Here is a 22275-nt window from a genome sequence, read left to right on the forward strand (position 1 = left end):
TCGTAAGTCGCGTGCGCGACTTTCACATTAACAACAAGGCTGCGCCACGCGTCGTGACATCCGTCACCCGCCGCGCTCCTTGCCTTCACTAAGCATTCGCTCTAGCGAGTGTTTCCGCACTCGGTCTCTAACGAGAATCCATGAAGTTTCTGCACACCCTTTCACTGCGGCAGATGCTCACCATGCCGTACGTGGTGCTGGTTCTGCTGCTGGCGGCAGCCATCGGCGGCTTGTCGTATTCGGCAGGCCGCGTTGCCGTCGACACCCTGTCGAATCAACTGCTCTCGGAGATGGTATACCGGATCGCCCAGGCCGCTGAGCGGCACGTCTTCGGTGCCAGTGCGGTGCTCGAAACGGCGTTCCCCACCGGGGTGGCCGCGCCGGCCAACATCAACGACGACCTCGACAAGCTGCGCACGCGCTTCTGGCTGGCCACCTCGGTGCATCGTGACGCCAACAACTACGCCTACTACGGCGATCGTGACGGACACTTTTTCGGACTCTGGCGCCATTCCGAAAGTGACGCCGAATTGCGACTACGAAGCACCGGCGATGGCCCGCGAACGATCTATCGCTTTTCCGGGATCGCTGGCGAACTGAGCGACCCGGTGCGCGAAACGCGCATCTTCGAGCCCCGTGAACGCCCGTGGTTCAAGTCCGGCGCGAGCTCGACGATGCACACCTGGACCTCGGTGTACATCGATTTCAAAACCGAGGAACTGGTCGCCACGCGCGCCAGACGAGTCAACGACGCAGAGGGCAGGTTTCAGGGCGTCGTGGCCACCGATCTGTCGCTGCAGGGAGTCAACGACTTCCTGCACTCCCTGCGCCTGAGCGCCAACGGCATCGCCTACGTCGTCGAAACCGACGGCCGGCTGATCGGCACCTCACGCGGCCCACACCTGCGCAAGGATGCCGCCGAGGGCAATGTGCGACTGAATGTGCAGGACAGCGACGCCCCCCTGGTAGCCGCCAGTTTCCGCGCGATCCGCAAGCTGCTACACCCTTCCGCCGAAACCCCGCACCCGCAAACCGCGGTCTTTGAAAGCGCCGACGGTGAGGCGGTCGAGGCCGCCTATGCGCGCATCCAGGATGCCGCCGGACTGGACTGGATCATCGTCGTCGCGGTACCGCGCAGCGACTTTCTGTTCGGAGTGTCCGAGAACTTCAAGCGCACCGTGTTACTCGCCTTGCTGGCTTCGCTGATGACCATCTTCATCGGCTTCATGGTCCTCTCGGTCGTCACCCGCGACCTCAAGGAACTGGCAGTGGCTGCCCGCAAGGTTGGCAACGGCGACCTCGACGCGGCCTTCGACGTCACCCGCAACGATGAAATCGGCGACCTGGCGAAAAGCTTCCGGAGCATGCAGAGCAAACTCCTCAGCGACCGCTTGACCGGGTTGGCCAACCGCGAAGCCTTCCTGCGCCGCGTCGACGACCGCCTGGCCCGGCAACGCGAACTCCCCGAGCCCCGCCCCTTCGCCATTCTCTTCATCGACCTCAACGGTTTCAAGAACATCAACGACAGCTTCGGCCATGACGTCGGTGACAAGGTGCTGCAGGAAATCGCGCAGCGCATGCTCAGCGGACTGCGCAGCCGCGACCTGGTCGCGCGCTATGCTGGCGACGAGTTCGTGGTCATGCTCGATGCGGTCAACAACCGCCGGGACGCCGAGAGCGCGCGCAGCAACATCGAGCAGTTGCTTGACGCGCCACTGCTGTCGATCAGTACGGCGGCCCTGGATGCCAACACCGGCGCTTCTATCGGTCTGGCCATGTACCCCGAAGATGGGCAGGATGTCGAATCGCTGGTGCAATGTTCCGATGCTGACATGTACCGGCGCAAGCAAGGCATGCAGAGTGGCCGCAGTGGGCCGGCAACGCCGAGCACCTGATCCCCCCTCTTTTCCGGCCTTTCTCCCGCCAGGGGAGAAAGGCGACTCGTGAGTCGCGTACGCAACTTTTACACTGACTGTCGACCGTCGCTACGCCGGCATGAACCAGCGTAGTTCGCCGGCACCCACTTCGCGCAGCGGATAGCCGTACAGCCGGCTCAAGGAATCGCTACTGATGACCTCGTCACTGCGTCCCAGCAGCGTCGTGCCGTCGTCGAAGAGCAGCAGTGCTCGCGAGCAGAAGCGCGCCGCCAGGCCGGGTTCATGGAGGACCATCACGCTGGCCATCTGCTCTTCGCGATTGAGCGCACCAAACAGCTCGAGAGTGGCGATCTGGTGATTCAGATCGAGGTGAGCCAGTGGCTCGTCGAGCAGGTAGAGCTGCGGCGCCTGCGTCAGCAGGGTGGCGATGGCCAATCGCTGCCGCTCGCCGCCGGAAAGTGTCTGCACGTCGCGTTGCGCCAGGTCGGCAAGACCAACGCAGGCCAGCGCCCGACGGGCTTTTTGAGCATCCGCCTCGGACTCCCAGTCCCAGCGATCGAGATGGGGATGGCGTCCGACCAGTGCCGTTTCCAGGACCGTCGAGGAAAAAGCTTCGCTGCGGCTCTGCGGCAACCAGCCACGAATACGCGCGCAGCGACGCGCGCCGAGCTGCGCGTAGCTCGCCCCGGCGATGCGCACCTCGCCGCCTTCCGGGTCGCGCAAGCCCGCCAGCACCGAAAGAAGGGTCGACTTGCCAGCGCCGTTGCGGCCGAGAATGGCCAGCGACTCACCTGGCTGCACGCTCAGTTCCAGATCGCGACAAAAAGTCCGGCCGGCGATGCCGACAGCAAGCGCGTGGGTCGTCAGGAGAGGCGCCGCCTGCTCCATCTCATCCCCGCCCGGCAGCGCCGCGCGTCAGCAGCAAGAGAAAAACGGGCACGCCGATCATCGCCGTCAGAACGCCCACCGGCAATTGCTGTGGCGCCAGAACGGTCCGCGCCAGGGTGTCGGCAATCACCAACAGGCTACCACCGGCGAGCACCGAGGCTGGCAGCAAGAGACGCTGGTCGTTACCAGTCGCCAGGCGAACCAGGTGCGGCACGATCAAGCCTACAAAACCGATCGCACCGGCATGCGTGACCGCCGCGGCAGTGGCCAGCGAGGCAAGCAGGTAGACACCGCGGCGCAAGGGGCGGACCGCGACACCGAGCGCCTGCGCGACATCGGCTCCGCGCGCCAGTAGATTGAGTTCACGGGCAAACGGCAGCGAAATCAGGAGCACCGTCGCGAGCAGGATGAGCACCAATTTCGGGTCTCCGGTCTGCGAGAGGTCGCCCATCAACCAGAAGAGCATGCCGCGCAGCCGGTCTTCGGGAGCAATGGCCAACATCAGGGTAACCACCGCGCCGCAGCCGGCGGCAACGATCACCCCGGTCAACAACAGGCGTGAATGCGTCCAGCCGCCCTCGCCATGCGCCAATCCAAAGACCAGCAGCATGGCGCCGAGTGCGCCCACGAAAGCCAGCCCGTTTATCCCGGCAACGCCGAGCCCGAGGACGATGGCCAGCAACGCGCCAATGCCGGCGCCACCGGAAATACCGAGCACGTAGGGATCAGCGAGCGGGTTGCGCAACAACACCTGCAGTAGAGCCCCGGCCAGCGCCAGCAAGCCGCCACAGGCGAAACCGGTCAAGGCACGCGGCAGGCGCAGGCTGCGCACAACCTCGCCAGCGGTGCCGCCGCCGTTGTCGACCAGCGTCGCCAGGACATCGAGGGGACTGATCGGAATACTACCCACCATCAGCGCCAGCGCAATGCTCAACTGCGACAGCCCGGCAAGGGCTGCGAGAATCAGCAAAGCGCGGCGACGGGTAGGCATGCAGCGTCCTACCTGGGTGCGTAGCGAACACCGACGAAGACGTTCGCTCCCGCCGTGGCGTAGTTGTCAATCGTCTCGTAGTACTTGTCGAAGATGTTGTTGGCGCGGGCGAACAGGGTCCAGTCGCGTTGCAGACGGTAGTCGGCATACAGGTTGACCAGACCGTAGCCACCGAGAAGATTGGTGTTGGCCGGGTCGTCGTAGCGATTGCCGACCAGTTGCCACTCGCCACGCAAATCCCAGTTGCCAAGCGTTCGGCTGATGTAACTACTCATCTGCTGTTCGGAACGTCGGGCCAGTCGATTGCCCTTGTTCGGCCCGTCTTCCTCGTTTTTCGGATCGAGGAAATCGACGGCAACGCCCGCTCCCCATTCCGAGAAGCGTCCGTCGTAGGTCAGCGTTGCACCGCGCAGCAAGGCTTTGCTGACGTTGACCGGTGCATAGGTCGGTGGCCGGAACTCGATCAGGTCGGTGACATTATTGTTGTACAGGACCAGCGACGCACGATGATTGCCGCGCTCCCAGTTCGCACCCACCTCGGTGTTCTTCGCCTGTTCCGGCTGCAGATCGGGGTTACCGCCGGAGAAGAAAGCGCTTGGGGGAAAATACAGTTCGTTGAAAGTCGGCGCGCGAAACGCCGTCCCATACGACAGGTGCGCGCGCCAGTCCGGCGTGAACTGGTAGCCGTAGGAAGCGGAACCCGTCGTTTCATCGCCGAACTGGGAGTTGTCGTCACGGCGCAGGTTGAACTGCAAGCGGTGCTTCTCGATATTGGCGTTCCAGCCACCCAGCAGCGAGCGAATCGTGCGTTCGGTCACCGTGTAGTCAGTGCTGCCAGACACTTTCTGCTTGGCGTACTCGACGGCCAGCAGCGCTTCGCCGATGGGCAGGACGATATCGTTCTGCCACGAAGCCTGATCCATGTCCGTGCGTATGGTGTACTCCCTGATGTTACCGGCATAGCCCTTGGAGGCGTCGGTGCTGGTACCGAGACGCAGGGTGCTCGTCCATACCTGGTTCAAGCGGTTGCGCGAGTAGATCGAATAGGACTCCAGCAGCTGATCGTTGGTGTAGTTCTTGTCGGCGCCGACGGCACTGAAGTCGTTCGAGTCGTACTGGTTGCTACCGTCGCTGGCGAGCAGGTTGACGCCAATTTCCTGACCGGCTGCCGGACGCACGGAGAAGTTCGCACTCAGGTTACTGTTGCGATAGCCATCATCGTCGGGGTTGTAATTGATGTCCGACTTGTTGTGAATGGCGTTGAAACTGCCAGTATCCAGATAACCCGCCTGAACACTGTAGGAAACCAGATCTGTCCCACCCGAGACGCCGACCGTGGTGTCAGTGGTCCCGTAAGTGCCATAGCCCGTACTCGCATTCAGTCGCGTCGGACCCTCGCCTTTGCGAGTGAAGATCTGGATGACGCCACCAATGGCGTCGGCTCCGTACAGCGACGAAGCCGGGCCGCGCAGGATCTCGATGCGATCGATCTGGTCCAGAGGAATGCGCGCCAGCGCCGCACTGCCGGTCGTCGCCGAACCGATGCGCTGTCCGTCGATGAGCACGATCGACTGATTGCTGCTGGCGCCGCGGATCATCACGCCGCTATTCGTGCCAGGGCCGCCATTGGCCGTGTACTGAATGCCGGCTTGCCGCGACAGCAGTTGCTCGAGCGTTGATTGTCCGGCCTCATTGATTTCTTCGCGGGTGATGACCGACACGTCGCTCGTCAATTCGTTGGCGCGCGTCGCCTGTCGCGTGGCAGTGACCACGATCGGATCGAGCTGCTGATCGGCAGCATTGGCCGCCACCGGAAATAGCGCTCCGCAAAGCGTGACCAATGCCGCGGCAGAACCTGCGCGTGGCGTCTTCTGATACCTCATGGGGTTTCTCCCTGAATCCGGCAAACGTCCCCGCAAGCCGGCGAGCAAACAAATATCAAATGCACGAGGGAGCAAACAACGAGGCGAGCGGCGCAGCCGAGCGTTTCCTGTCCGCTTCCCCGCGGCACTTGCGTCAAGGGTGTGCGAAGGCCGGTATCCGGGCTCGCAAGTCTTGGTGTGTCGCCTTCCCAGGCTGACGCCCAGTGGCATTTCGACACACCCGCACTCGCTTACCGTTGCGGGGGCAGCTCAGGCATGGCGTTCCGAAGAACACGCACCTGCTTCCCGTTTAACCGCTGCAGAGAATCTGCGTTGCGGCACCTTGCACTACATTTTTTCGCTGACCGCAGTCGACGAAAAGGCGGATTGTAGCACGCCCGACGGCCGGCCGCCCCGCCATCGCCGCCGAAAGCCGCCGCTGCCAGGCAAGCAGGTGCAGCCGCGAAGCGCTGCACACCTTGACCGGGGACGCCTCTTGAATCTATAGTCTGGCCATGCTGAATGAACTAGACACGCTTGAGAGCAAGATTGGCCAGGTGGTGACGCTCTGTCATAGCCTGCGCGCGGAAAATGACCAACTCCGCGAGCAACTCGCTGCCGCCGAAGGGGACAAGCAAGGCCTCGCCGAGCGCATGGGAGCGGCCTCCGCTCGACTTGAGCAGCTTGCCCGGCAGCTCCCCGAAGCCAAAGTCTGAAGGTCCTTGTCCGATGCCCAACGAAGCCAATTTTCTGGATATCACCCTCCTTGGCAAGGAGTACCGGGTTGCCTGCCCAGCGGATGAGCGCGCCGCGCTACTCAACGCCGCGGCCTATGTTGATGGCAAGATGCGCGACATCGCCGAGAAAACCAAGAGCAATCACACCGAGCGCATCGCGGTGATGGCTGCGCTGAACATAGCCCACGAGCACCTCTCCGGAAATCAGAGTGTAGCCACGGAAGATCAGAGAATTGAATCAGAAATAGCGCTGGACATCGACGCCTTTAGGCGTAGAATTTGCCACATGGAGACGGAACTTGAGGCAGCGCTGAAGCCCCCGTGCTGAAGCCCTGATAGCAGGTTCCGAAGACTCCGAGAGAGTTCCCTGCGGTGTTTGTTAAGGTCATAGATTCCTTGAACCAATGCTAATTGGCATTGGTCGCCGACCATAGAAACCGTTGTTGTGTGTGCCCCTCAAGTCGGGCATACCTGATGCGGAAGGAAAGTGACCTATCTGAACCCAGGTTCAGGATGCCGGCCTGACGGCACTTGCGGGGACAAAATTAAGAGCGCGGAACCTTTGGTTTCGCGCTTTTTTTTCGCCCCCTTCCGCTATCCTCATCACCTCCGACCTCTCACTTGCAGTGCGCATTCCGGCTGGCACGCTGGATTCCTTTCCGCTTGACCTGGATCAAGCAAAAGACCTCAGCGGACGCTTAGAGTAGTTGCCGGGTGCAAGATTGCGTGAGCTTGTGTTCCGCCGCATGTGCGACACCCGCCCTCAGCTTGCCAACGGAGAGCCTCGATCCGATGAATATTTCCAGCTTGCTGGTCAATGCCCGTCACTGCATGGCTTCTGCGGTCGCCGGTTTCATGCGCACTTTCGGCATCGACGAACCCATGGGCGACCCCGGCGGCGCCAGCCCGATGACTTTCGACGAATTCAAGGTTTTTGTCGCCGAATACACGCTCCACGTTCGACAAGACGCACGAGATTTCCGGCCGGCCTGGTGTTCATCCCGTTCTTCGACGAGCATCGCCTGGTCAACAAGCTGACGCTCGACGCCACTTGTCCGATCTCCAAGGAAACCGACTTCAAGAAATGCGCGTGCAAGGTGGTCAAGGCCTGATCGACACGCGAACGCAGGACAATCAGGGAGAGCCAGGGCGGGCAGAACATCGCCCGCCTCATGGCCGCTAAGCACCTGCCCGGTTTCTGGCTACGCAATAATGCCCACGGCAAACAAGAACAGCAGTCGCGTGCCCGCGCGCGCGACCACCGCAACCACCAAGACCCAGTCGCTGGCGCGCCGCCAGTTCGTCTTCGATTCGGCACGACTGCTTTGCGGTGTCGGCGTACTCGGACTGGGCCTCGCGGCGTACACCAAACAGGCGAAGGCATTACCAGCGCTGGCACTGGCAGAGCCTTTCCTCCCCGGGCGCGACCCACGCGACCCACGCCACTCAGCGTTCCAGATCGTGCTCTCCACACAGACTGAGCATCTCCTTGCGCGCCGCATCGCGCAGGGCCACGGCCGCCGCCCAATCGTCACCCGCCGGAACCAGTAGCGGCCCGAAGGCCAGCGCCAGGCGACCTCGCCGCAGCATCCAGGTCTGATCGCGCAGCATCCTGCGCGACCCGCATAGACCAGCCACCAGCACTGGCGTCCCCGCCCGCGCAGCGGCGACGAAGGCCCCCATGCGGAACGGTTTCAGCCCGGCTTCGCGAGAAAAGGTCCCCTCCGGAAAAATGACCAGATTCTGTCCTTGCCTGAGCGCGGCGGCAATCTCGTCGACATCCTCGGCGCTCCTCGACGCCGCGAAGCGTTCGACGAACAGCGTGCCGAGCGCGCTCAGGAAAGCGTGGATCGCCGGCTGTTCGACCAACTCGCGTTTGGCGACAAAGCCGTAGGCCGGGCTCGGCGGCAGGGCCGCGCAAAGGGCCAGCGCATCGAGATAGCTGCAATGGTTGACCAGTAACAGATGCGGCACTGCCGGCAAATCTGCCGCAGCGCTGATCTGCAAGCGAACCCCGGCCAACGCAAAGAAGAGCCGCGCCACCCGGCGCACCAGGCGGCGTCCGCTCGCCGGCGAGCGCAGCAGTTTGCCGAGGACGACAACTACCGCCGCCGTCGGCACGCCGAGGACGAGAAAAACGCTCCAGCACCAGAGGCCATAGACGCGCCTGCCAAAGCGGCGTGCCGCCTCGCCCAGGCGCGCACGCAGGGACGCGATACCGAGGCGCAACATTTGTTGCCGGGCTGGCGCCGTGGGAGCGCCAATCAAGCCATTCTCGTAAGCGTCGCGCGAAGCGTTGCGACGAATCTTGCCACTCGAAGTCTTGAGTACCGAATTCGGCGGCGCCAGGACGATTTCGTCAGCCGGCATCCCAATTGCATCAATCGCGGCAGCGTTGATCTTCTCCCGCAAGGCTTCTAGCGCACTCGCCTCTTCCTCACGTGTTTCGGCCAGGACCACCAGCCGTTCGCTGGCATTGAGCGCATCCTTGCTGGCAAAAACGGCCACGCAGCCCTTGCGCACGCCCGGAATATTGCCCACCGCCTGTTCCAGTTCGTAGGGGTAGAGGTTTCTTCCGCCGCGGATGATCAAATCCTTGACCCGGCCGGTCAGATAGATTTCGCCAGCGACGGTATACGCGCAATCGCCGGAATCGAGCCAGCTATCGCTGAACAAGGCCTGCGTCGCCACCGGGTTGCGATAGTAGCCACGCGTCGCCGAAGGGCCACGGAACTGTAGTCGCCCGACGCAACGATCCGGCAGCTCGCAACCTCCCGCGTCGACAATACGAATCTCATGCCCGGGCAAGGCCCGCCCGCAGGCCGGAACGTGCATCGCTTCGCAATCGCTGCCACTGACCGGGACCGCGCATTTCCGCCTGATCAGCTCTTCGCGCTCGATCCGATCGATCAGGGGACCGCGCTTCAGCACTGGGAACGCCAGCCCGACCGAGCATTCGGCGAGGCCATAGACCGGCGTGATGGCCTCGCCGTGCAGACCATAAGGGGCGAAGCGCTCGGCAAAAGCCTGGAGCGTGGCCGGACTCACCGGTTCGGCGCCGTTCAGTGCCAGACGCCAGGAAGAGAGATCCAGTCCCTGCAGGTCGCTGTCGACAAGTTTTTTTGCACAGAGGTCATAAGCAAAATTGGGCGCCGGCGAAATCGTTCCGCGATGGTCGGAGATGGCCCGCAGCCAGCGCACCGGCCGGGACAGAAAAGCCAGCGGCGACATCAACACCAGTTGCATCCCGGAATAGAGCGGACAGAACCAGGCGCCGATCAGTCCCATGTCGTGGTAGAGCGGCAGCCATGAAACAAAGACATCTTCGCTGCTGACCTCGCAGGTCTCACACATCACGCGCACATTGGCCAACAGGTTGGCGTGGCTGAGGACGACACCCTTGGGGTCGCCGGTGCTGCCCGAGGTGTACTGCAGGAAAGCAATATCGTCGGCTTGTGCGCGATACAGCAGCTCCATCGGTTCGCTGTCGAGTTCCGCCGGCGTGAGCACTTCACTCAGACTCGGCGCCTCGCGGCGCAGCAGTGCGGCAACCCCTTTAGCCTGCGGCACGGTAATGATGAACACCGCTTCCGCGTTGGCGAGAATGCGCGCGTGCCGGCACAGGTGATCCTCAATCTGCGCCAGGCGCGCCGGCGGATAAATCGGCACCGGAATTCCACCGGCGAGGAGCACCCCGAAAAAGCTGCTCAGATAGTCACGACTGGTGGGCAGCATCAAGGCCACCGTTTGCCGTGGCAACAGCCCGCGGCTCACCAGACCGCTGGCGATGCGGCGCGACTGCTCGAAGAGATCGGCATAGGAGATGGCCTCGGGACGGAACTCGCCCTGCTCCCCGCCACTTCCGTAGAGCAGCACATGCGTGCGTTGCGGATGGTGTTGCACATGCCATTCGAACACTTCGACCAGGGTCGTCGCTTGCGTCGGAATGCTGATCGGGCCGCTGGAGGTCGACAAATCGATGCGCGTCGTCGAGCTCTTCGGCCGTGGCACTGGCAATGAAGCGCAGCAAATCCTGCGCCGTTTCCGCCTCGGCCAGCGCGGATTCCGGCAAGGAGCGGCCGAACTCACGGCCGACACGCAACAGGAGTTCGACGCGCGCCAGGCTGTCCAGCCCCAGGTCGCGCTCGAGGTGGCTGCTCATGCTCACCCGTTCCACCCGTCCCGGGCGCGTCTCGACGACCAGGGCGGTGAGCACGCTCAGCAAGCGCTCCGAGGCCTTTGCTGGCACTTGCTGCAGTGGCTCTACTAGCTGCTCGGTGCTCTTCACTGACTCAACTCCCGGCAGGCGATGGCGCTGCCGTACAGCCGGTACGAAGTGGCAACACGAAGCCTGCTTCCCTTGCTGCGATCACGTTCTTTCATCACTTTCATCAATATTCCCGATACAAATAGCCTGCGTCGGACAGGGCGCGAAGCAGGCCGCACAGAAAGTGCATTCGCCAAGGCCAAACTCAACGACCGGATAGCCGCCATCGCCGTTGCGGACGATGTGTGTTGGACAGACCGGCAGGCAATCAGCGCAGCGCGTGCAGGCCTGCAGAAAAACGTCTTCGGCGAGCGCCCACGGCGGCCGCAACGCGGCCGGGGCACGCGAGAATCGACCACGGAGAAAATTGCGGCGGCTAATCGGGTTGGTCACGGGTCGAATCCTGCGGCGAGCGCGCGATCAGCATCACGTTGCACGGGGGCCCGCCGCCTGGTGGCGGCAGTACCGCCGTTGCCAGGCGCGCCAACAGGTAGCTGAGCGCCAGGTTCAGGTGCCAGCTCCAGCGGTGGGCGAAATAGCGCTCGTCAATTCCCGGCCGCCCAGGCCGCGCGCGCAGCAGCGAGAAGCGGTGCATCCAGTAAACGATGGCCTCGTGGGGAGACGCCGCGACGGCAACGATTTCAAGCGCTTCGACACCGACCGCGTCGGCGAGGGCCTGGCAGGCACTCGCTGTCCACCAGGTGAGGTGGTGCGGCGGAGCGTTGATCAGAAAATTGGGAATCTCGGTCAGTGGCGAGGGGTGCAGCGGCGCGCAGATGATCAGCGTCCCACCTGGACGTAGCAGGGCGACTAGCTGGCGCGTGAAGCCGAGCGGGTCGGCGACGTGTTCGATGACCTGAAAGGCAGTCACTGCATCGTATCGCCCACGCGCTTCGTCGACATGCTCGGGCAGGCTCTGGCGGATGACGTCGGCGGCCACCCCCGCTTCGGCATAGGGATCAAGTCCGCGATAAGTGCCAAGCGGCAGGTGTTCGCGGAAGGCACCACTGCCGCAGCCGACGTCGAGCATCTGCGACCCGGCAGTGATGTAGCGGGCGGCATTGACGAACTCGCGCCGCGCTTCGGAATGTGCGCTGAGTGTCGCATGTGCGGCGTGAGTGGCGTAGAAGTGCTCGTAGAAACCGGCGTCGCCGGCAACCGCAGGCGTAAAAAAGTACAGCCCGGTATCCGACTCGTAGAGGACCACCTGCGGTGCTTCGGGAAATAAATGGCTCAGATCGCCAGCGCCGGCCGCACGCCACATCGCCAGCAGCACCCGCGTCGACACGCCATGCACTCGGCGGCGCGCTGGTCGGCCGGTAATCGGGCACGGAGGTAGCAAGTCGGACATGCGCTCAGCCAGGGCCACGTGGCGTGATCTGCAAACAAAAGTCGTAGTCTGGCCGCGAAGTCAGCGTGCCGAGGGGATTGGGCGCCCGGCCGCGACGGCGTGCAACATGACAGCTGCCGAGCAGCTCGAACAAGATGGCTTGCATCTCGACCTCGGCAAAACGCTTGCCCGGGCAGACGCGCGGCCCGTAACCGAAAGGAATCATCGCCAGGCGCTCCGCCATCGCCGGCGGCGGCTCGGCAGCCAGCCAGCGCCCCGGATCGAAACGATCGGGCTCGGACCACAGCGCCCGGTGGCGTTGGTCAGAAACACGTGCGCAATTCTCTGTCTTCGCTGTCTTCTCTGTCGTCCGCCGATCTGCCGGCAAGAGCCAGGCCGGCGGCAGCCGTGACGAAAGCACACGGCCCGGGCTCGGCGCCACCGCACCAGACCCGGGCCGTGCGCAGGCCATGCCTACTAGCTACGGCAGGACGCAGGCCGCGATCGCCGCTTTGCTCAACTGCCGGTTGTCGTCCCCGGCGCATCGCTTTCCGCCGCCGCTGGCTGCTCTGCAGCATCCGTATCGTTGGCCCCTGCATCCTTGCTGGCGAGAGCGACTTGGCGCTTCTCGTCCTTCTTGCGCTTCTTCTCAAGTTCTCTCTGGCGCTTCTCGAACTGATAATTTGGTTTTGCCAAGGCGTCGCTCCCGCTGGTCTCGCAATTGGCCGTGACGACGGCCAAGGAGGGTGAAAAAGGGCAGAGTGTCGCACAAATCGGGCCACTAGCGGCGTTCGATGTCGCGATAGGCAGCAACGGGGGTCGCGAAGGCGCTCGCCACACACCACAGGCGATGCGCTTCATTCGCAGCACTTGTGCGCAGGCATCTGCCCCTCAGTGGCGCCGCATTCCATCGATCTCCCGGCAGAGATCTCGGCAGCCGTCCCGCGCGACTGCTAGTATTTACGGTGCAGATGCGCATCCCCACCACCGCGAGCAAAGACCAGGGAGGCCGCCATGAACCCTTCTGAAGCGCATGACATCTTCGTCAGCTACGCCCATGCTGACAATGGCCTTGCCCTGGGGGCGTCGAGTTCGGTCGGCTGGGTGACTGCGCTGGCGGCCAACCTCAACGAGGGGCCAGGCGCACTCGCGAAGAACATCTACATCGACCACCAGCTCCGGCCCGGCGACGAGTTCAACGACGAGTTGCTGGACAAGGTCGAGCGCAGCCGTTTGCTGGTCCTCTTGCTGTCCCAGAACTATGTCGATTCGCAGTGGTGCGGCAAGGAGCTCGAACACTTCGTCCGCAGCCATGGTGGCAGCGCGGAGAAGCCGAGTGACGTCCTGGTCGTCGAGATCTGGCCTTTCGAGGAGCTCACCGCCGTGCCGCCGATCATTCAGGCGCTGCGCAAGGGCACGATTCACGCCAAGTTCTGGTACAAGCCGGTCAACGCCGCAGCGCCGGTACTTGCCGGTTACCCCAGCCCGAAAGACTGTGACGAGGAAGGCACCCGCTACTACTGGCGGATCCTGAACGAGCTGCGCGTGCCCATCGACACCCGCATTCGCGCCGCGCGCATGGCCACGGCGGTGAAATCCACGGCAAGCGAGCCAGGCAGCGGAACCAGCGGAACCAGCCGAACCAGCGACTCCCGCCTCGAATCGGCGACGACGGGCGGCAAACCGCAAGCCGGCGTCGCACCACTGGGAACGATCGTACTCGCCGACGCCACCGACGACCTCGAACTGCAACACGGCGCGATCAGCGCGGCCCTGGCAGCCGAGGGCATCATCGTCCTGCCTGAAGCCGACTACGTCGGCCTGACGCCGCAGGAGTTCGACGCCGCGATCAGCGCCGACCTCGAACGCAGCGACCTCTTCGTGCAACTGCTCTCGGCCACCGCTGGCCGCAAGTTCAGAGGCTTTGCGGCGCCACTGCCACAGCTGCAATTCCAGCGCGCCCGCGAGGCACGTCAGGCGAGCATGCCGATCATGCAATGGTGCGAGAGTCTCCCGGCCGCAGACGGGATCAGCGATCCGGGACACGCCGCGCTGTTCCAGACCGAGTCCCTGCGGGTCACCAATCGTGCCGCTTTCCAGCGCGAAGTGATTGAACGCCTGCAAGCCGAACGCACGCGCCGCGAACGCGCGGCTGCCCTGCCGACGGCGCCTGCCATCGCCAGGGTGCGCAAGCCGCTAATTTTTGTCGATGACCTGGCCAGCCTGCCGGACTTGACCGGCCGGCTCAGCGCGATCATTCGCGGACAGAACTTCGACCAGCGCGGCCTACCGCCGAACGCACCGCTGGGCAACAATGGCGTCGACGTCAGAGAACTGCTGCGCCCCTGTCGCGCCGGTATCACCATTTTTGCCGACCCGAACAAGCGTTTCGCGGTCTACAACCGCCTGCTCTACTTCCTCAACCAGCTCGCCGAAAGTGGCCTTCCGCTCGAACGTTGGGGGGTGTACCTCGAAAACGGCACGGTCGCCAGCGAGTTTCGCATCGAGTCGGACGACGTGGTGGCAGTCAACGAGCAGGGCCTGGCCGATTTCCTGCGTGGTCTGTCGCCATCATGAAGCACATCAGGCTCAGCTTGCCAGCGCCCTACGTCGGGCTGCGCCCATTCACCGAAAACGAGTCGCTGCTGTTTTTCGGCCGCGAACCGCAGGTCCGTGAGCTGCTCGCCAAGCTCGAACGCCGGCAGCGCTTCACCGCCGTGCTCGGCGCCTCGGGCAGCGGCAAATCGTCGCTGGTCCGCGCCGGACTGATTCCGGCGCTGCACCGGGGCGCGCTGCACGCACCGGCCGGCAGCGACGCCGGTCCGCCCTGTCGCTGGAATGTCTGCACCTTCCAGCCCGGCGACGCACCGCTGGCCAACCTGGCGAAGGCACTGAGCGAAGACCCCCGCTGGGCTGACAACAGCGAGCATGCCGACGCGGTCTCGTCACTGGCCGCCATGCTCGGCACCAGCCCGCTGGCCCTGGCCGAGCTGTACCGCCAGAAAGTCGCTGCTTTCGAAGGCCAGTCCCTGTTGCTGGTGGTAGACCAGTTCGAGGAAATCTTCCGCTACCGGCAGCGGAACCCCGACGAAGCCGACGACTTCGTCGCCTTGCTTCTGCGTTCGGCGAGCGAAGCCCTGCCGATCTACGTGGTAATCACCATGCGTTCGGACTTCCTTGGCAATTGCGTCACTTTCCATGGCTTTCCCGAAGCCATCAACAGTGGCATCTACCTGACGCCGCGCCTCGCTGTCGAGCAAATCAAGTCGGTCATCGTCTCGCCGCTGACTCTGGCAGGCGGCAGTATCGACCCGGTACTCGCCAACCGCATGCTCAACGCCCTGACCGGCGACGACGAACTGCCGATCCTGCAACATGCCCTGCTGTGCATGTGGCAACGCGCCAGCTCACAGGGACGGAGCGAGATCGACGCCGATGATTTCAATGCCATCTGTGCGCCGCGCCAGGGCAGCGTCGGCAGCGCCGAGGGCGGCGCTGGGGCAACGCCCGGCCCAACGCTTTCGAATGCCATCGACAACCATGCCTCCGCGATCCATGAGGCGCTGAGCGCCGAGCAGCGCCGCATCGCGCGCCAGGTCCTGCTGTCGCTGGTCGAACGACACGAAGGCCGCGACGTACGCCGACCGCAGACGCTGCGCGAGCTGCGGCAGTTGCTGCCCGAGAACGAACACGCCGACCTGCACGCCGTGCTCGACGCCTTTCGCGCCGAGAGTGCCGGTTTCGTGCTGCCGCGTGCAGGGCGAGCGATCGGCGACGACGACCTGATCGACATCAGCCACGAGAGCCTGTTTCGGCAATGGCAACTGTTCCGCGACTGGCTCGACGAGGAGGACCTCGACGTCAGCGAACTTCGCGAGTGGCAGCGGCGGGCGACCCGCTGGCAGGCGGAAGGCGGCGACTGGCTGGACGACAACGATCGCCGGCGCGCGGAGCGCTGGCGTACGCGAGTGCAAAGCCGCGGCCATCCCGAGACCTGGGCCACACGTTACGAAGGACCTAGCGCCTACGCGCTGGTCGACGCCTACATCCAGGGCAGCCTGGAATGGCACAGAAAGGCAGCGGAGCGCGCGCAGGCCCTGCAGCGCCAGGCTGAGGAGGAACGTACGGCCAGGCTTGAGGCGGAGGCCGAATTGCAGCGGGCCGCTGCGGAGCGCGCTGAAGAAGAACGCGCGCGCGCAGTGACGGAGCGGCAACAGGCGGAGGAATCTGCGCGACGCCTCTCCCGGCGCAGCCGTATCGCCTACGGCTGGTGCGCAATCGCAGGGGTTGCGGCGGGGATCGCAGTCTGGTTGTGGTTGCAGGCGGAGGAGCAGGCTCGCGAGACTCTCGCCAGTGACTGGGCGCTCAAGGCGGAAGAACTAGGCAGGCAGAATCCGGACCAGAGCCTGCTGATAGCGCTGGAGGTGCACAAGCTCGGCCTCAGCACCAAGGCCGACAGGACGCTCGGGTGGGAGAAGACCGGCAGGGTCCTCGGATCGGAGAAAGCCGACGGGCTACTCAGATCGGCGAAGGCCGACTATGCGTACTCGCATGTCCTGCGCGGCCATGAGGGCGCGGTGTGGAGCGCGCAGTTCTCGCCCGACGGAAAAACCGCGCTCACCGCCAGCAAAGACAGCACCGCGCGACTGTGGAACGTGGCCAGCGGCACACTGTCACGCGAGCTGAAAGGCCATACGGCTTCCGTCCGAAGCGCCGAGTTCTCTCCCGATGGCAAGACCGCGATCACCGCCAGCGACGACAACACCGCGCGACTGTGGAACGTGGACAGCGGCAAACTGTTGCACGAGCTGAAAGGCCATACGGCTCCCGTCGGAAGCGCTCAGTTCTCTCCCGATGGCAAGACCGCGATCACCGCCAGCGACGACAATACAGCCCGACTGTGGGAGGTGGACAGCGGCAACCCGTCGCACATACTGCGCTGCCATGACCGCCCGGTTCTGACCGCACAGTTCTCCCCCGACGGCAAGATCGCAATCACCACCAGCAAGGACAATACCGCGCGACTCTGGAACGTGGACAACGGCCAACTGTTGCGCACGCTACAAGGGCATGAGCGCTCGGTTCTGAGCGCGCAGATCTCTCCCGATGGCAAGACCGCAATCACCGCCAGCAAGGATCAGACCGCACGATTGTGGAACGTGGACAGCGACAAACCGCGGCACGAGCTGAAAGGTCATGAGGATTGGGTCCTGAGCGCGCAATTCTCTCCCGACGGCAAGACCGCAATTACCGTCAGCAGGGACAAGACTGCGCGGCTGTGGAACGTGGACAGCGGTCAACTGTTGCACATCCTGCAAGGCCATGAGGGTTCGGTGCTGAACGCGCAGTTTTCCCCCAAGGGCGACACCGTGCTCACCGCCAGCGACGACAGGACCGTGCGCCTGTGGGACGTGGGCAGCGGCCGCCTGTTGCGCGTCCTGCGCGGCCATGGGAGTTGGGTCCGAAGCGCGCAATTCTCCGTCGACGGCAGGACCATACTTACCGCCAGCAACGACCACACGGCGCGACTGTGGATGGTGGATAGCAGCCACGAGTTCCTAGTGCTGCCCGGCCGTGAGGAGGTGGTCTGGACTGCGCAGCTCTCTCCCGATGGCAAGACCGCAATCACCACCAGCAAGGACGATACTGCGCAACTGTGGAACGTGGACAGCGGCAAACTCTTGCACAAGCTGGAAGGACATGAAGACTCGGTCGTGAGCGCGCAATTCTCCCCCGACGGCAAGACCGCAATTACCACCAGCAGGGACAATACTGCGCGACTGTGGAACGTGGACAGCGGCGAACTGTTGCACGAGCTGAAAGGCCATACAAGCTGGGTCGTGAGCGCGCAGTTCTCTCCCGACGGCAAGACCGCAATCACCACCAGCAAGGACGATACTGCGCAACTGTGGAACGTGGACAGCGGCGAACTGTTTCGCAAGCTGGAAGGCCACGAGGGCCCGGTTCTGAGCGCACAGTTCTCCGGCGATGGCAAATTCGTGATCACCACCAGCGAAGACAAGACCGCACGATTGTGGGAGGTGAACACCGGCGCCCTGCTCTACATCCTGAAAGGCCATACAGACTCCGTCGTGAGCGCGCAATTCTCTCCCGATGACAAGGCCCCATTCACGGCCATCACCGCCAGCAACGACGGCACCGCGCGAGTGTGGACGGTTGCCGGCGGCGAATTGTCGTCGCGCCTCCTGCAGGGCCACGAAGATTGGGTCGTGAACGCGCAGTTCTCTCCCGATGGCAAGATCGCACTCACCGCCAGCGACGACAAGACCGCGCGATTGTGGGACGTGGCCAGCGGCGGGGAGCGGCGCGTGCTGCGCGGGCATGAGGATTGGGTCGTGAGTGCGCAGCTCTCTCCCGATGGCAAGACCGCGCTCACCGCCAGCAGGGATAGCACCGCGCGCCTGTGGGATGTGGCCAGCGGCCGTCAGTTGGAAGTCCTGCGCGGCAATGACGGAGTGCTCCTGAACGCGCAGTTCTCTGCCGATGGCAAGAGCGTGCTCACCACCAGCGAAAAAGGGACGTTGCGACGGTGGCCCTGCGACTGGTGCCGCCCGATCGAAGAGATCTCCGCCGACGTACCCAGGCGCGTCGGGCGCGAGCTGACCGACAAGGAAAGAGAGCGCTTCGGTATACCCAATCCGCCCTCGGGCAAGAACTGATCGGCACCTCGGGGGAAGCGAGCGCCTGCCACGCGGCACAGGTTCGCTCGCAGGCGCTAGAATGGCTGCTTCATAATGCTCGGCGCCATCCGCATGGAGCAAGCACCGCCCCCAGCCATTTCCCCGACTGACGCGACGCCTGCGCAGGAGCCGCAGCCGTTACCGCGACCGACGCGCCTGCCCCTATATCTGGCCCTCGCCTACCTGGTGCTGATCAGCTACGCCAGCCTCTACCCGTTCGCCAACTGGCGCGACCTGGGCCTCTCGCCGCTGGCCTTTCTCGGCGCCGCCTGGCCGCGCTACTGGACGGGTTTCGACCTCGCGGTCAATGTCATCGTCTATGTGCCGCTCGGCTTCCTGCTGGCGCTGGCCCTGCGCCGGCTGCCCGGCCGCTGGCCAGCGGCGCTCGCCGCGCTGTGCATCGGCGCCCTGCTCAGCCTCACCCTGGAGTGGCTGCAGAACTGGCTACCGGCGCGTGTGCCCTCGAATCTCGACCTGGCGTGCAACAGCGCCGGAAGCGCGATCGGTGCGGTGATCGCGGTGTGGAAGGGCAAGCCGATCTTTCGCGGCATCGCTCAGCTGCAGCAGGCGCTGCTGGCACCAATTCCGCACGCCGAACTGGGCCTGGTGCTGATCGGCATGTGGCTGCTAACCCAGCTGTCACCGGAAACACTGCTCTTTGGCGTCGGTGACCTGCGCAATGTGCTGGGGCTGACGCCGGCGGTGCCGTATGCCCCGCCCGCATTCTTCATGCTCGAAACCGGAGTCATCGTCTGCAATACGATCGTCATCGGCCTTTTCGCACGCACCCTGCTCGCCGACCGGAACGCGCCGCAGCTGGTGCTGTTCGTCTTTTTCATGCTGGCGCTGGCGATCAGGACGCTGGCCGCGGCGGTACTGCTCGCTCCGCATGACGCCCTGGCCTGGTTGACCCCGGGGGCGCGGCTCGGGCTGCTGATCGGCGGCGTGCTGCTCTCGCTGCTGCTGATGCTGCCGGCGGCCTGGCGCATCGGCGTTGCCGGCGTCGCCCTGATGGCCGGCACGGCGCTGGTCAATCTGACGCCACCCAACCCGTACTCGGAAGCGGCACTGGCCACCTGGCGACAAGGTCACTTCCTCAATTTCAACGGCCTGACCCGCTGGATCGCCAGTCTCTGGCCTTTCCTCGCCCTGCCCTATCTGACCGCGCTCGGGCGGCGCCTGTAGCGAAGAGTTACGTTGCGCGCGTGACGCGCGTTACGCGCCGGCCAGCTTCCGCCGAGCCCGCATTGCCGCTTCCCACACGGCCAATTCTGGGGCGCGTCGAGCGAGATCGCCGGCCAGACGCTGTTCCAGACGTTCGAGCAGCTCGACGTCCGGCGCACTGACGCTCTGCGGCTGAATACGCTGCAACTGCAGCAGCAGATCGCCGGCCTTATGCCGTCCTTTTGCGGGCCAGCCCTGGCCCGGCAGACGATACTCAAGCGGCTGCTGCGGGTCGGGAGAGAGTTTGAGCGTCGTGGTGCCGCCCAGGCTCGGCACCTCAATGCGCCCACCGCAGAGCAGGCGGTAAGCACTCACCGGCACCTGACAATGGACGTCGCGCCCGTGCAGGACGAACAGTGGATGTGCGGCCAGCTTTATTTCGAGGTACAGGTCGCCGGCTTGGCCAGCGTCGCTACCGCCACCGCCGCTAGCTGCAGGCAGCGGCGCCTGGCCGGCCAGGCGCAGGCGCTCACCTGCGAGCAAGCCCGCTGGCACGGTCACTGACAGCGTGCGTGCTTGCTGTAGCCAACCACTGCCGCTGCAATCAGGACAGGCGGTCTCACGCAGAAAACCACGCCCACCACAGCCCGCGCAGACGCTGGTTTCGCCGCCGCCTTGGCTAAGCCGACCGCAACCGCTGCACTGCTTGCAGGGCACCGAATTGCGGTATTGAACACGGCCGCTGCTGCGACAACTGGCACAGCCAACGCCCTGCACCAGGGCGATCGTTTTCCGGCAACCGAGGGCCGCCTCCTCAAGGGTCAGCGTCAAGGCCTGCGTCAGGTCTTCGCCGGCACTCGGCTCACTCTGCGCACTCTCCTTGCCCGCCACCTTGCCGGCGCCGGAACGACTTCCCTCGCCTTTGCTCGCGCGCGCTTTGCTGGCGCTGGCCTTGCTTTCGCGCTGCCGGCGTTCGCTGGCCTCGCTGGCCTCGCTGGCCTCGCTGGCAGCCTGTGCCTGTCGCCATTCGGCCAGCCGCTGCGGGTCGAGAAACAGCTCGTAGGCCGCGTTCACGCGCTTGAACTGGGCCTCGGCCAGCGCTGCTGTATTGCGATCCGGGTGCCAGTGCATGGCCAGCCGGCGATAGGCGCGCTTGACGTCGGCCGGCGAAGCCTCGGGGCTGACGCCGAGAATGGCGAAAGGATCTTCACAGATAGTCATTGATTGGGCAGTTCTGGCAGCTCGGAAAACGTGCCGTGACCAGAAGACAGAAGAGCCCACGGACGCCACGACAGCAGGCGAATTTTACGCGATCAAGGAGCGTACCTCCCCTCTTCGGCCGCGGGCCATTGCGCTGCGGTGCTCGGCAGAGCTCTTGCAGCAGACGAATCGGGGTTAGAATCGACCGCCGCAATCAGCAAACAGTCGCCAGGAGCCCGTGCGCATGAGTTACTTCAAGCATCATGTCTTTTTCTGCTGCAACCAGCGCGGCGAGGGTGAGACCTGCTGCAACAACGCCGGCGCGACCGCCGCCCAGACCTATGCCAAAGACCGCATCGGCGAACTGAAGATGAAAGGTGCCGGCAAGGTGCGTATCAACCGCGCCGGCTGCCTCGACCGCTGCGACAGCGGACCGGTCCTGGTGGTCTATCCGGAAGAGGTCTGGTACAGCTACGTCGACCACGAAGACATCGAGGAAATCATCCAGGAACACCTGGTACACGGGCGGGTCGTCGAACGACTGCGCATCTGAAAGACGGCAGCGAGAGGAAACCCTGGCCATGAAAATACAGCCCGAACACCTGCTCATCGACGGACCGGTCGGCAAGATCGAGATCATCGTCGAAAACCCCGGCGCGCCGCGTGGCATCGCCATGATCGGCCACCCGCACCCCTTGTTTGGCGGCGGCAATACCAACAAGGTCGTGCAGACACTGGCGCGCACCTTCACCCATCTCGACTACGTCGCGCTGCGCCCCAATTTCCGCGGCATCGGTCACACCGAGGGCACGCACGACGACGGCCGCGGTGAAACCGAAGACCTGCTCGCCGTACTCGCCGAAGCCAAGTGCCGCTACGGCAATCTGCCGGTGGCGCTGGCCGGTTTCTCCTTCGGCGCCTACGTGCAGACGCGCGTCGCCGCGGCCTTGCTCGAAGCCGGTCATCCGGCACAACGCCTGGTGCTGGTCGGCACGGCGTCGGGTTTCGTCGAAGGCGCGCGCCAGTATCACACCAAGGCCGTGCCCGGCGACACCATCGTCATCCACGGCTCCGAAGACAGCACCGTGCCCCTGGCCAACGTCATCGAATGGGCGAAGCCGCTGGAGTTACCGGTGATCGTCGTCCCCGGCGCCGATCACTTCTTCCACCGTCGCCTGCACGTCATCCGCGAAATCGTCAGTCGTGCATGGCGCCACTGAGCGCGGAGGCTGCCGGGGTGGCGGTGGCGGGGGGGGGC

Annotated in this window: 18 protein-coding genes, 1 other RNA gene, 1 pseudogene and 1 riboswitch; of the genes and pseudogenes, 10 read left to right on the forward strand and 10 right to left on the reverse strand. The window is 64.3% G+C overall.

The window, feature by feature from the left end:
* Positions 1 to 140: 140 nt before the first annotated feature.
* Positions 141 to 1895 carry a diguanylate cyclase domain-containing protein gene (locus V5B40_RS20170; RefSeq protein ID WP_332356181.1) on the forward strand — a complete coding sequence of 585 codons (1755 nt, stop codon included), beginning with the start codon at positions 141 to 143 and terminating at the stop codon, positions 1893 to 1895.
* A 90-nt stretch (positions 1896 to 1985) separates the two neighbouring features.
* Here V5B40_RS20170 and V5B40_RS20175 read toward each other — a convergent pair whose 3' ends face one another.
* Genes V5B40_RS20175 through V5B40_RS20185 form a run of 3 tightly spaced genes read right to left on the reverse strand, consistent with a single transcriptional unit; the run spans position 1986 to position 5639 of the window.
* Complete coding sequence (locus V5B40_RS20175; RefSeq protein WP_332356182.1) at positions 1986 to 2765, reverse strand: ABC transporter ATP-binding protein; 780 nt, start codon at positions 2763 to 2765, stop codon at positions 1986 to 1988.
* Between the two features lies 1 nt (position 2766).
* Complete coding sequence (locus tag V5B40_RS20180) at positions 2767 to 3756, reverse strand: FecCD family ABC transporter permease (RefSeq protein WP_332356183.1); 990 nt, start codon at positions 3754 to 3756, stop codon at positions 2767 to 2769.
* 8 nt (positions 3757 to 3764) lie between these two features.
* Positions 3765 to 5639, reverse strand: a complete 1875-nt coding sequence (locus tag V5B40_RS20185; RefSeq protein WP_332356184.1) for a TonB-dependent receptor domain-containing protein — start codon at positions 5637 to 5639, stop codon at positions 3765 to 3767.
* A gap of 131 nt (positions 5640 to 5770) precedes the next feature.
* Positions 5771 to 5979, reverse strand: a riboswitch (cobalamin riboswitch).
* A 154-nt stretch (positions 5980 to 6133) separates the two neighbouring features.
* Here V5B40_RS20185 and V5B40_RS20190 point away from each other — a divergent pair.
* The 4 genes from V5B40_RS20190 (at position 6134) to V5B40_RS20200 (ending at position 7393) form a co-directional block, all read left to right on the forward strand.
* A complete protein-coding gene (locus tag V5B40_RS20190) occupies positions 6134 to 6334 on the forward strand; it encodes a hypothetical protein (protein WP_332356185.1) in 201 nt (66 codons plus the stop codon).
* Positions 6335 to 6347: 13 nt separating this feature from the next.
* A complete protein-coding gene (locus V5B40_RS20195) occupies positions 6348 to 6683 on the forward strand; it encodes a cell division protein ZapA (protein WP_332356186.1) in 336 nt (111 codons plus the stop codon).
* 33 nt (positions 6684 to 6716) lie between these two features.
* Positions 6717 to 6899, forward strand: a non-coding RNA gene (ssrS, locus tag V5B40_RS25325) — 6S RNA.
* Between the two features lie 248 nt (positions 6900 to 7147).
* Complete coding sequence (locus V5B40_RS20200; protein WP_332356221.1) at positions 7148 to 7393, forward strand: hypothetical protein; 246 nt, start codon at positions 7148 to 7150, stop codon at positions 7391 to 7393.
* A 408-nt stretch (positions 7394 to 7801) separates the two neighbouring features.
* Here V5B40_RS20200 and V5B40_RS20205 read toward each other — a convergent pair whose 3' ends face one another.
* The 6 genes and pseudogenes from V5B40_RS20205 to V5B40_RS20230 form a co-directional block, all read right to left on the reverse strand.
* Complete coding sequence (locus tag V5B40_RS20205) at positions 7802 to 10330, reverse strand: AMP-binding protein (protein WP_332356189.1); 2529 nt, start codon at positions 10328 to 10330, stop codon at positions 7802 to 7804.
* A 100-nt stretch (positions 10331 to 10430) separates the two neighbouring features.
* Positions 10431 to 10517: pseudogene (locus tag V5B40_RS20210) on the reverse strand (phosphopantetheine-binding protein); the annotation flags it as partial.
* Between the two features lie 207 nt (positions 10518 to 10724).
* Positions 10725 to 11015 carry a 4Fe-4S dicluster domain-containing protein gene (locus V5B40_RS20215; protein ID WP_332356190.1) on the reverse strand — a complete coding sequence of 97 codons (291 nt, stop codon included), beginning with the start codon at positions 11013 to 11015 and terminating at the stop codon, positions 10725 to 10727.
* Positions 10999 to 11973: a class I SAM-dependent methyltransferase gene (locus V5B40_RS20220; protein WP_332356191.1), complete on the reverse strand. Its 975-nt coding sequence runs from the start codon at positions 11971 to 11973 to the stop codon at positions 10999 to 11001. Before V5B40_RS20220 ends, V5B40_RS20215 begins: the two co-directional genes overlap by 17 nt.
* Before the next feature lie 4 nt (positions 11974 to 11977).
* Complete coding sequence (locus tag V5B40_RS20225) at positions 11978 to 12394, reverse strand: cytochrome P450 (protein WP_332356192.1); 417 nt, start codon at positions 12392 to 12394, stop codon at positions 11978 to 11980.
* Positions 12395 to 12468: 74 nt separating this feature from the next.
* Positions 12469 to 12648, reverse strand: a complete 180-nt coding sequence (locus tag V5B40_RS20230) for a hypothetical protein (RefSeq protein WP_169066415.1) — start codon at positions 12646 to 12648, stop codon at positions 12469 to 12471.
* A 318-nt stretch (positions 12649 to 12966) separates the two neighbouring features.
* On the opposite strand from V5B40_RS20230, the gene V5B40_RS20235 reads away from it, so the two are divergent.
* The 3 genes from V5B40_RS20235 to V5B40_RS20245 all read left to right on the forward strand — a co-directional run bounded on the left by V5B40_RS20235 (position 12967) and on the right by V5B40_RS20245 (position 19838).
* Positions 12967 to 14529, forward strand: coding sequence for a toll/interleukin-1 receptor domain-containing protein (locus tag V5B40_RS20235; RefSeq protein WP_332356193.1), 1563 nt, complete (start codon positions 12967 to 12969; stop codon positions 14527 to 14529).
* The gene (locus tag V5B40_RS20240; protein ID WP_332356194.1) at positions 14526 to 18632 is read left to right on the forward strand and encodes an NACHT and WD repeat domain-containing protein; all 4107 of its coding nucleotides are present in this window, start codon (positions 14526 to 14528) and stop codon (positions 18630 to 18632) included. The genes V5B40_RS20235 and V5B40_RS20240 overlap by 4 nt, the downstream gene beginning before the upstream one ends.
* 75 nt (positions 18633 to 18707) lie before the next feature.
* The gene (locus V5B40_RS20245) at positions 18708 to 19838 is read left to right on the forward strand and encodes a VanZ family protein (RefSeq protein WP_332356195.1); all 1131 of its coding nucleotides are present in this window, start codon (positions 18708 to 18710) and stop codon (positions 19836 to 19838) included.
* Between the two features lie 30 nt (positions 19839 to 19868).
* Here the strand turns inward: V5B40_RS20245 and V5B40_RS20250 are convergent, their stop codons facing one another.
* Positions 19869 to 21038: a DnaJ C-terminal domain-containing protein gene (locus V5B40_RS20250; RefSeq protein ID WP_332356196.1), complete on the reverse strand. Its 1170-nt coding sequence runs from the start codon at positions 21036 to 21038 to the stop codon at positions 19869 to 19871.
* A 223-nt stretch (positions 21039 to 21261) separates the two neighbouring features.
* Between V5B40_RS20250 and V5B40_RS20255 the strand changes: the two genes are divergently transcribed.
* Together V5B40_RS20255 and V5B40_RS20260 are read left to right on the forward strand one after the other, a co-directional pair.
* A complete protein-coding gene (locus tag V5B40_RS20255; protein WP_332356198.1) occupies positions 21262 to 21570 on the forward strand; it encodes a (2Fe-2S) ferredoxin domain-containing protein in 309 nt (102 codons plus the stop codon).
* A 28-nt stretch (positions 21571 to 21598) separates the two neighbouring features.
* The gene (locus tag V5B40_RS20260) at positions 21599 to 22237 is read left to right on the forward strand and encodes an alpha/beta hydrolase (RefSeq protein ID WP_332356199.1); all 639 of its coding nucleotides are present in this window, start codon (positions 21599 to 21601) and stop codon (positions 22235 to 22237) included.
* Positions 22238 to 22275 lie beyond the last annotated feature (38 nt).

The organism is Candidatus Accumulibacter meliphilus (assembly GCF_036625345.1).
Classification (GTDB): Bacteria; Pseudomonadota; Gammaproteobacteria; order Burkholderiales; family Rhodocyclaceae; genus Accumulibacter; species Accumulibacter meliphilus.

Bases quoted from the DNA above. Each gene is read 5' to 3' on its own strand.
- V5B40_RS20170 (WP_332356181.1), top strand. From the start codon at position 141: ATGAAGTTTCTGCACACCCTTTCACTGCGGCAGATGCTCACCATGCCG.
- V5B40_RS20175 (WP_332356182.1), bottom strand. From the start codon at position 2,765: ATGGAGCAGGCGGCGCCTCTCCTGACGACCCACGCGCTTGCTGTCGGC.
- V5B40_RS20180 (WP_332356183.1), bottom strand. From the start codon at position 3,756: ATGCCTACCCGTCGCCGCGCTTTGCTGATTCTCGCAGCCCTTGCCGGG.
- V5B40_RS20185 (WP_332356184.1), bottom strand. From the start codon at position 5,639: ATGAGGTATCAGAAGACGCCACGCGCAGGTTCTGCCGCGGCATTGGTC.
- V5B40_RS20190 (WP_332356185.1), top strand. From the start codon at position 6,134: ATGCTGAATGAACTAGACACGCTTGAGAGCAAGATTGGCCAGGTGGTG.
- V5B40_RS20195 (WP_332356186.1), top strand. From the start codon at position 6,348: ATGCCCAACGAAGCCAATTTTCTGGATATCACCCTCCTTGGCAAGGAG.
- V5B40_RS20200 (WP_332356221.1), top strand. From the start codon at position 7,148: ATGAATATTTCCAGCTTGCTGGTCAATGCCCGTCACTGCATGGCTTCT.
- V5B40_RS20220 (WP_332356191.1), bottom strand. From the start codon at position 11,973: ATGTCCGACTTGCTACCTCCGTGCCCGATTACCGGCCGACCAGCGCGC.
- V5B40_RS20235 (WP_332356193.1), top strand. From the start codon at position 12,967: ATGAACCCTTCTGAAGCGCATGACATCTTCGTCAGCTACGCCCATGCT.
- V5B40_RS20240 (WP_332356194.1), top strand. From the start codon at position 14,526: ATGAAGCACATCAGGCTCAGCTTGCCAGCGCCCTACGTCGGGCTGCGC.
- V5B40_RS20245 (WP_332356195.1), top strand. From the start codon at position 18,708: ATGCTCGGCGCCATCCGCATGGAGCAAGCACCGCCCCCAGCCATTTCC.
- V5B40_RS20250 (WP_332356196.1), bottom strand. From the start codon at position 21,038: ATGACTATCTGTGAAGATCCTTTCGCCATTCTCGGCGTCAGCCCCGAG.
- V5B40_RS20255 (WP_332356198.1), top strand. From the start codon at position 21,262: ATGAGTTACTTCAAGCATCATGTCTTTTTCTGCTGCAACCAGCGCGGC.
- V5B40_RS20260 (WP_332356199.1), top strand. From the start codon at position 21,599: ATGAAAATACAGCCCGAACACCTGCTCATCGACGGACCGGTCGGCAAG.